Raw genomic sequence first — 9,591 nt, forward strand, 5'->3', positions numbered from 1 at the left:
TTTATCAAAAAGCTGTTGAAAAATTCTAACTTTTTTGACTATAATATACTCTTCCATTATCTTAGCATAATACAACCAATAATCCATACCATCTAATGTTGAAATAAATTCAAGATCACCTCTATAGTCTTTGTAATAGGAATACAAACGATGTAGACGTTTCATCTGTCTATCATCTACAAATGTACTGAAATCTTTTCCTACATTTTTCTCATATTTCGATGAATAACTGCTTTTACTTCCTTCAAAATCAGCCAATATAAATTGAGGAACACTATTATACTGAATCTTATAAAAGCCATATTGTTCCCCTAACCATACATGTTTCAATAAAATAGGGTCTACACAATACTTCTTCAACAGCTCACTATATGTACTCATAATACACCGCCCTTATCCTGTTTTCTTTTTCGTGTTTGATCACTACTTATTTTGTCGATCTTTAATGTTTTAAGATATCCTTTATATTCAACCAATTCATATCTGGATGAAATATTTAATTTTTTATATCCATTATGTAATATTCTTTTAACAGTACCTTCACTAATACCTAGCTTTTGAGCTACATCTCGATTACTGTTATTCGCAGAAGCTAATAGCATAACTTCCCTCTCTCGCTTAGTTAGATTCCTAACTAAATCGATTAAATCTTCGTTTATTGTATTTTCAATAGCGTTTATACGAATACTTAAACATATTATTTTGTCCATATATATTATTGGAGTTACTACTAGATTATATTTTTCTAAAGAATTGTATTGATTCATTAACAGAATTATTTCTTCATGATGAAATCCATATTGCATAGCCTCACTAACCACTTTGCTATTCATAATTTTATTATCAGCACTCTTATCTTGCTTCAATATTTTTTCATAAGACTCATTTTTATATTCATAAACTAACTTATCTTCTTGTAACACCGCTCTTGCAAATCCATAGATAACTGACTCTGTTAGAAAATCTTTCCTTCCTGAAAACAATTCTGTTAAAGAGATAAATTCCTTTTTACTGATAATAGATGCTAATGCCGTCATTCTATCATTACTTCCCTCTAAACTTGTTAGTATTTCAAGCACTGTATAGACACAGATATTATTAATCACCAACATATATGTCATATAGATGTTATGTGAGTTTGCAATACTCTCTATAAAATTTTCGTTAAATTGCCGTATATGTTCTTGATTCATTTTTCTACAAAGAGGCGTTTTGTCCACTCTAAACAGCTTTGAAAATTCCATATCATATTTTGTAATAATATATACACCATCACTTGTGAATTCGAAATCAAATGAAAAATCATATGCAGAAGACTTTAGTTTTCGTAGATAACTACGTTTCGATAGAAGTTCTTTTTCTAATATTCGACGAGCTAGTATGTATATCTGATTACTCTTCTTCAAAAATAGAACACGCCAATAATCCGATTGCTCCATAGAATAATGAAAATATCGTATTGTATTCTCTTCTATTTTGTCCAATTTCTTCAGATTATTAAAACATGGTACATTGTAAATGTCATTTATAGAATATCCTTTTCCATCTCCCTCTATATCAAATACGTTCTCAAATGTATTGTTTCTATACGTTAATTCAAATGTCTCACTTTTAAATTCCCATACACTGAAACAATAATTTTCGCTCTCATATAGCATCTCAAAAGTTTCTTCTTTGTCATCTAAATATTCAATATGGCTACGAAATGCTTTCATCATTCTGTTAACATATGTCTGATTACCTATCATTATTATCGTCCTCACTTTTATATGTAGATACAATCTCCACTTATATCCAACTCAATAACTAGTATAACACGTTTATCAGACTGTATCAATGAACGACAACAAGACAAAAACTTTGTAGAAGTTCTATTTTTCTACAAAGTTTTTGTCTTATACTTTTATTATTTCATTATAAGCCAACTATAGTTTGGCTATTTTTTTAACAACTTTTCTATTGTAGCATTTTTAAACACTGCCTTTTTTGACTGTATTACTTGGTAATATGCCGTACCATCAACGATCTTAATATTTGACGGTGCAATAGTAAGTACATACGTTCCCGATGCATCTTTATAATAATAATGCGCCGAATCTTCACCATTACAATATGAAAATAATTTGTAATTCGTAGCACTCAAGTAGCTACCCATGCCAAGAACATAACCATCATAAGATTCATATGTCTTCTCGTCCATTATCCTCTTGACGCTACTTCCATCTGTTGAAGCCTTAAATAGATATGAGATATACTGATCATCTGAAAGAGAATAGTATACATTATCTGTTGTTACCTGATGTAATTTAACTGTAAAACTTGTATAATCGTTTGCTGCTTCTTTACCAGCCTTCACACGATAATCACTGACTTTTTTCTGATTAAAGGAATCTAATTTTGTTACTTTTCCTTTGAATGAAACCTTCATTACATCGGTTGTACAACTCTTTATCGTCCCTGTATTTTTATTACATAGATAATATAAGCCATCTTTTCCTACCGTTAAACTGTCCACAGAAGTACCTGAAATTAGTTTTTCTGTTGTCTTTCCGCCCAATGTCATAGAATAGATAATTGTTCGTTTATTATTTGTGTAATAGATTCGATTGTTTGCAATAACTGGTTTAAAATTATAGTAATTCGTACTTGTTGTGCTAAGAATTTTGTTTGACCCCTTCTTAGCCGCTACTTGTATTCTTGCTATAATCATCTTATCGTAATTCTTATAATAAGAATAGTATACATAGTCTCCTACGATTCCAATAATTTCACCTTTATTCACTGTTACAAGACACTTTGTATTCTTACCATCTCGCCCTACTCGGTAGATGCTGTTTTTTGATGTTTTGCTATCCTTAACAACATAATATACATATTTGTTCTGAACATAAAAATTCTTTATCTCTTTTGTCGTTAATGTCGTTGTCTTCGTCGTTCCTACTTTTTGTGAAACTAATTTATAATCAGATCCTACCGTCCCTTTTTTATAATATAGATACCCTTGGTCTTTCACTACTAACTCAGAAGATTGTGCTACTTTCTCTGCCGCTGCAATTTTTTCTGGAATAAACTGCGTACATGTAACAACACAACTACATAGCAAAAACCATGCAATAATTCTATTCCAGCCTTTTCTCTTTTCCATATGCCTGCCTCCTTATATTAAAGTGACAAACTCAAGTTGCTATCATCACTTTATGTTATGTTTATTCTAGTACTTGATTATGTCAGTACTTCGGCAATTATATGGCATCTCTGTTTCACTATTTTATTAAGATATCTAGTGTATGTGAGCTTGCGCCTAATAGTTCTGGTCGCTCGCAAGTTGTCAGATGATACTTTACAAACAATTCAAATGTCTCTTCATCCATCGCATTTAACACAGGTCGCATATAGTTAGCTGGGCCATCCGCTGCAATTAACTTTAATCTACGAAGTCCAACTTCTTCATTCAAGCCATTAATATCTTCAATCCGTACATAATCGTACAAATCTTCTGGCTCAGATACCGAATGAAAATCTTCCGTTATCTTTCCTGTTTCTATACACTCTTTCATGTTATTTCCTTTGAATCCATGTGTGATTATACTATATTCATTCATAATATACGCAACTAGAATCACACCACCTACCTTGGTAACTCGTTTTGCTTCCTCTAGTGCCTTTACCTTGTCTTCCTGCTTATATAGATGGTACATTGGTCCAAAAACAAGCGTCATATCAAATGTGTTATCTTCAAATCTCGACAAATCAAGAGCTGTACCTTGCATCGCATTTACCGTACTTTTCTTTGATTTTAATATACCAAGATTATATTTAACAAGTTCAATTGCTGTTACATCATATCCCTCATTCGCTAATTGAACGGAATATCTCCCTGTCCCAGCTCCAACATCTAGTATTTTGACATCTGTCATATTTTCAAGACATTCATGAATATATTTCATCGATGTAATGTATTCTACCTGACCATGTCTTCTTGTTAATCTCTTATCTTCACAAAATTTATTATAATGTTTCTCTAATTCAATCGTCATCTTACTATACTTTCTTTCTCTTAGATTTTCCCGCCATTATGGCAGTGCTATTATTACAATGCTACCATAGCATCGGCATTACAGCAATTCTAAGTATACACTGCTTTTCTTTAAGATACAATATCCATTACAGTTCCTATGAAGATTGGCAACTTCGTAGTATTATCAATAATAACATATACGAAAGGGCGATCAAGTGTAACAGAATATTCAATCAATGCTGAACCGTCTCTCATCTCAACTTCTGTAGCAGCACTTGCTTTTGTTCCTAGTTCATCAACAGCAATATAGGATTTATGAAGCACTCTACCTATAAAGATGTTTCCCTCTTTTGAACTTCCTAATTTAGAAAAATCCGCATGATTCACATCAAATGCTGTTTGTAGACCAAGCTTTTCTAGTGCCTCATTCATCTCAATTTCATAATCATATTCAAACTTAGGAAGTCTTGTCATTACAGTTGTTGACTGCGCACTTTCAATAACAGATAGTAAGTTCTCTCCAGTAAGTGACTCCACATATTCGTCCACACTAATTCCCTCGTTTGGTAATAATGCAACAAAACTATATTGCTTATCTTTATAATTCTTAATAAAACCTGTTACATTTCCTTCATCAATATAGGAATATTCATTCGACAACATCATCTGCACATCTTGCTCTATTCCATTCGAATTAGTAAACGTTCCATTAAATACTTTATCCTTCGTATATACATTCTCCCATTCAGCATCAAACACTACCGCATTAATTAGACACATAATGGAATCATTATCTAGCGTATCTACCATATGTGGAATCATTCCTTGTGTATGCTTATCCACCCATTTGTTTATATCATCTACTGTAGTTTTGTTAAATGGTACTTCAAAAATCTCTGCATCATAATATTTTTCATTTGTCTGTAAGAATTCTTGTTCAATTGTCAATCTATCCTTATCATCTCTAAACCAGATTGAATTTGCTAAACTAAGCTTACTATCTTTCGATATCAACTGCTTTCTGCATGTGTCCAAATATATATTTAAATTCTCAATCGAATCTCCACTCGCTAGTAACTGTTGCATCTCTTCCCTTGTGATTCCATCTGCTCCATTTGCAGTCATTGATAATGCCATTAATACTGATATTGGTGAAACTAATGAATTCTCACTCGGTTTTCTCGTTTTCTTAAATAGTTCCACAGAAAAACCTACTGCTTGCTTTGTAAAGTCAACTTCTGGTTGATTATTATCATTTATTTTTAAATCTGTATTTGTCTCTACTTCTTGGTTTACGCCCTTTTCTTCCTCTGTTTCTTTATTTGTTTCTTTATTTGTTTCTTTATTTGTTTCCTTGTCTGTATTCTCATCAATTACTGTATTCGTATTACTTATCTTTGTTGAACACCCTATCACTGAAAATAAAACTCCTGTAATCGTAACCACTACAATCAAACCTCTTACGCAAAATTTCTTGAATTTAACCATTCTATCATCTCTCCTTTTTAACCTTAACTTGTATGTACAATATCGCTATCTAGCTCAGAACAACACCAAACACAACATTGATTTACTATGCCTTATATATATTAGACGATAGTTAATAAAAAATGGTTCCAATTTTTTTGTACAGAAAAAGAGAAAATGGACTTATACAAAAATAAAGACACCAATTTGAATCATCTCCTCCAAATTGGTGTCCCTGTTTTAGCCTAATTCTTTTATTAAATTAACCATTTCAATCGCACTAACTGCACAATCATATCCTTTATTTCCTGCTTTCGTTCCTGCTCTTTCAATCGCTTGTTCAATGTTTTCTGTTGTTACTACCCCAAACAAAACAGGAATTTCACTTTCTAAAGAAACACTAGCAACCCCTTTCGATACTTCATTACATACATAATCATAATGCGATGTACTTCCACGAATTACTGCACCTAAACAAATGATAGCATCATACTTTCTACTCTTAGCCATCTTTCCTGCAATAAGCGGAATTTCAAAAGCCCCTGGCACCCATGCAACACTAATATCCTCTTCCTTAACATCATGACGTGTTAAAGCATCAATCGCACCCCCAAGCAACTTAGAAGTAATAAACTCATTAAATCTCGCTACAACGATACCTACTTTCATATCTTTAGCAACTAACTTTCCTTCATAAACATTCATATTATCTTTCTCCTTTTTTGATTTTTTCTATTATTAATAATTTAATGTATGACCCATCTTTAGCTGTTTTGTTCTTAAGTAGAATATATCATGCTCTGTTGCTTCTACTTGAATTGGTACATGCTCTTCAATTTCAATACCATAGACATTAAGCCCTTGTATCTTCTCAGGATTATTCGTCATAAGTCTAAGTGATTTTACACCAAGTTGTCTAAGCATCTGTGCTCCAACATAATATTCTCTCATATCTCCGGGAAAACCTAATGCAAGATTGGCTTCTAGCGTATCTAGTCCCTGCTCTTGCAACTCATATGCACGAAGCTTATTGATTAGTCCAATCCCTCTTCCCTCTTGGCGAAGATATAGTAAAACTCCTCTTCCTTCTTTCTCAATTCGTTTGAGTGCTGCTTCAAATTGTTGTCCACAGTCACAGCGTTTCGAACCAAACACATCCCCAGTTAAACATTCTGAATGGACTCTACATAAAACATTCTCTCCATTCCCGATATCCCCTTTTACAAGTGCGATATGCTCTTGACCATTCAATTGATTCTCAAACCCATAAGCAACGAATTCACCATATTTCGTTGGCATCTTTGTCTTAGTAATACATTTTACTAATTGTTCTTGCTTCTTACGATATTCTTGCAATGCTTTAATTGTAATGTATTTGATATTCCATTTTTTTGCTAGTTCAATTAACTCCGGCGTGCGCATCATGAAACCATCATCATTCATAATTTCACAACATAATCCACATTGCTTTAATCCTGCCAAACGCATTAAATCTACAGTAGCCTCTGTATGGCCAGCTCTTTCTAATACACCGTTTTTCTTTGCAAGTAATGGAAACATATGTCCCGGTCTTCTGAAATCTTCTGGCTTTGCCTCATCTTCTACACATTTCATAGCTGTTATACTTCGCTCTGCCGCAGAAATTCCTGTTGTTGTATCCACATAATCAATCGAAACCGTAAATGCAGTCCCATGTGCATCGGTATTGTTTGATACCATCTGCATAAATTGTAATTTATCTGCGATTTCCTGACTCATCGGCATACAAATCAAACCTTTTCCATAGGTAGCCATAAAATTAACATTCTCTGTAGTAGCAAATTCAGAAGCACATATAAAATCCCCTTCATTTTCCCTATCTTCATCATCCGAAACCATAATTATTCTACCCTGACGAAGCTCCTCAAGAGCTTCCTCTATCGTGCTATATTCAAACATGCTTATCCTCCTCTAATTTATATGATACTTGCAAAACTCTTGATATACTTGACTGCTTCTTGACTAACGTACGCTAACTAAAAAATGATAGCAAAACATCTATAGTACTTCTTGGTGTATACTTTAGTAACCTAGGAAGGCGAGGCATGGACGCCGAGCCAGCCTGAGCTGAGGCAGGATGCCGAATCGAAGGCGTTTCCGTAACTTTTGAAGATTTTCCGTATACACCTAGAAGTCCTTAGATGTGAAGCGTATTTTGTGTTAGCATACGTTAGGCAAGAAGCTTACAAATCTATAAATTGAGTTTTGCAACTACCTATTAAAATCCATGTTTCATTAAGAAATCTATTGTGATGGCACTTTCTTTTTTTGTTGGTGATTCCACTCCTAACAACTTCTCAACATATTTTCCAATAACATCATTCTCTAAATTAACAATATCACCTGTCTTTTTTTGATTCAGACTAGTTACTGCAAGAGTATGTGGTATCACAGAAACTTGAAATTCATGCTTTGAAACACTTGCCACTGTAAGGCTGATTCCATCAATTGCAATCGAGCCTTTTTCAACGATATATCTTACGATTTCCTCACTTGCCTCAATGATATACCAAACGGCATTGTCATCTTTCTCAACCGCCTTAATAATTCCTGTTCCATCAATATGTCCAGAAACAATATGCCCTCCAAATCGCCCTCCTAACTTCATTGCTCGCTCTAAGTTAACAGCAATTCCTATTCTTAGCGCACTTAAGGATGAACGATTTAACGTTTCATGCATAACATCCGTTGTAAATGTATCTTTACTATGTCGAACTACCGTAAGGCATACACCATTCACTGCGATACTATCTCCTATCTGCATATCCTCAAATATTACATTTCCTTGTATCGTAAGTATGGAAGAATAGCTTCCCCTTTGTATCTGTGTAATTACACCTAGTTCTTCTACAATTCCTGTAAACAATTCTTTTCCACCTCCCCCTCTATAAGATAATCTTCGCCTAACTGCTTGATTTCCATATTTTTAAGACGTACTGCCTGTTCTGGAAGCGATACACCTTCTCCTGCAATCGGTGTTTTTGCACACTCCCCTCCGAATATCTTTGGTGCAATGTAACATTGCACTCTATTCACAATACCACTCCGTAAAGCCGACCAATGGAGTTTACTTCCCCCTTCTAACAAGATGCTATCAATACGTCGTTCTCCTAACTCCCTCATTAACTCCTCAAGATTCACTTTCCCATCTTCTACGCCGACAACAATAATTTCGCACCCTGCTTCCGTGTAAGGTTTTTGTTTTTGCTCGTCTTTACAAGCTGTTGCTATTATCGTTGGTATGTCCGCTGCCGTTTGAACAATCTGCGAATCAAATGGGATGCGCAACGTTGAATCACATATAATGCGTATCGGATTCACTCCGTTTTCAACTCGACAAGTAAGCATTGGGTCATCCATTCTTACCGTCTCAACTCCTACCATAATAGCTTTATAGCGATTTCTATCTTTATGCACATTTTCTCTTGCCTGTTCTCCAGTTATCCACTTTGATGCCCCTGTATATGTAGCAATTTTTCCATCTATCGTCATGGCATATTTCAAAACCACATAGGGTGTTTTTTTTCTTATGTAGTGAAAAAACACAGCATTTAACTTATTACATTCCTTTTCTAATACACCATAAACGACTTCAATTCCTGCTTCCCTTAACTCCTTTATTCCATTTCCTGCAACAATCGGATTAGGGTCTAGTGAACCAATTACGACACGTTTTATTCCGCTTTCCATAATCGCTTTTGTACATGGTGGAGTCTTTCCATAATGACAACATGGCTCTAATGTTACATACATCGTTGCACCCTCTGGTGAAACCTTGCAATCTGCTAGTGCATTGCGCTCCGCATGAAGTTGACCATACTCTTCATGGTATCCTTTCCCAATAATCACTCCATCTTTCACAACAACTGCTCCTACTAAAGGATTCGGCGAGACCCTTCCAGAACCTTGTTTCGCCAATCTTATTGCTAACTTCATATATTCTTTATCTGTCATGTTAGTACCTCCTTAATAGAGTAGAGAAATAATAGCTAGTATTATTTCCCTCTCATTGAACCGTACGTACGGGTCTCGTATACGGCTCTACAACTTATATTCCAACATTTCTT

At 34.4% G+C, this 9,591-nt stretch carries 9 protein-coding genes; all 9 read right to left on the reverse strand.

All coding sequences use genetic code 11. From position 1 onward, the window contains the following. Positions 1-381: hypothetical protein (locus RMR19_RS11035; protein ID WP_310603544.1), on the reverse strand; the 381-nt coding region annotated here is incomplete at its 3' end. Next, a complete protein-coding gene (locus RMR19_RS11040) occupies positions 378-1,748 on the reverse strand; it encodes a response regulator transcription factor (protein ID WP_310603545.1) in 1,371 nt (456 codons plus the stop codon). The genes RMR19_RS11040 and RMR19_RS11035, both read right to left, overlap by 4 nt. Positions 1,749-1,936: 188 nt before the next feature. Further along, positions 1,937-3,145: a DUF5050 domain-containing protein gene (locus tag RMR19_RS11045; RefSeq protein WP_310603546.1), complete on the reverse strand. Its 1,209-nt coding sequence runs from the start codon at positions 3,143-3,145 to the stop codon at positions 1,937-1,939. Between the two features lie 118 nt (positions 3,146-3,263). Next, positions 3,264-4,037, reverse strand: a complete 774-nt coding sequence (locus RMR19_RS11050) for a class I SAM-dependent methyltransferase (RefSeq protein ID WP_310603547.1) — start codon at positions 4,035-4,037, stop codon at positions 3,264-3,266. Between the two features lie 110 nt (positions 4,038-4,147). Next, positions 4,148-5,506 carry a serpin family protein gene (locus tag RMR19_RS11055; protein WP_310603548.1) on the reverse strand — a complete coding sequence of 453 codons (1,359 nt, stop codon included), beginning with the start codon at positions 5,504-5,506 and terminating at the stop codon, positions 4,148-4,150. Between the two features lie 219 nt (positions 5,507-5,725). Next, positions 5,726-6,190, reverse strand: coding sequence for a 6,7-dimethyl-8-ribityllumazine synthase (ribH, locus tag RMR19_RS11060; protein WP_310603549.1), 465 nt, complete (start codon positions 6,188-6,190; stop codon positions 5,726-5,728). A gap of 33 nt (positions 6,191-6,223) precedes the next feature. Further along, the gene (locus tag RMR19_RS11065) at positions 6,224-7,423 is read right to left on the reverse strand and encodes a bifunctional 3,4-dihydroxy-2-butanone-4-phosphate synthase/GTP cyclohydrolase II (protein ID WP_310603550.1); all 1,200 of its coding nucleotides are present in this window, start codon (positions 7,421-7,423) and stop codon (positions 6,224-6,226) included. Between the two features lie 319 nt (positions 7,424-7,742). After that, the gene (locus RMR19_RS11070) at positions 7,743-8,390 is read right to left on the reverse strand and encodes a riboflavin synthase (RefSeq protein ID WP_310603551.1); all 648 of its coding nucleotides are present in this window, start codon (positions 8,388-8,390) and stop codon (positions 7,743-7,745) included. After that, positions 8,372-9,478 carry a bifunctional diaminohydroxyphosphoribosylaminopyrimidine deaminase/5-amino-6-(5-phosphoribosylamino)uracil reductase RibD gene (ribD, locus tag RMR19_RS11075; protein WP_310603552.1) on the reverse strand — a complete coding sequence of 369 codons (1,107 nt, stop codon included), beginning with the start codon at positions 9,476-9,478 and terminating at the stop codon, positions 8,372-8,374. The genes RMR19_RS11070 and ribD overlap by 19 nt, the downstream gene beginning before the upstream one ends. Between the last annotated feature and the right edge of the window lie 113 nt (positions 9,479-9,591).

The sequence above is a fragment of the Anaerosporobacter sp. genome (assembly GCF_031551385.1).
Lineage (GTDB): Bacteria > Bacillota > Clostridia > Lachnospirales > Lachnospiraceae > Anaerosporobacter.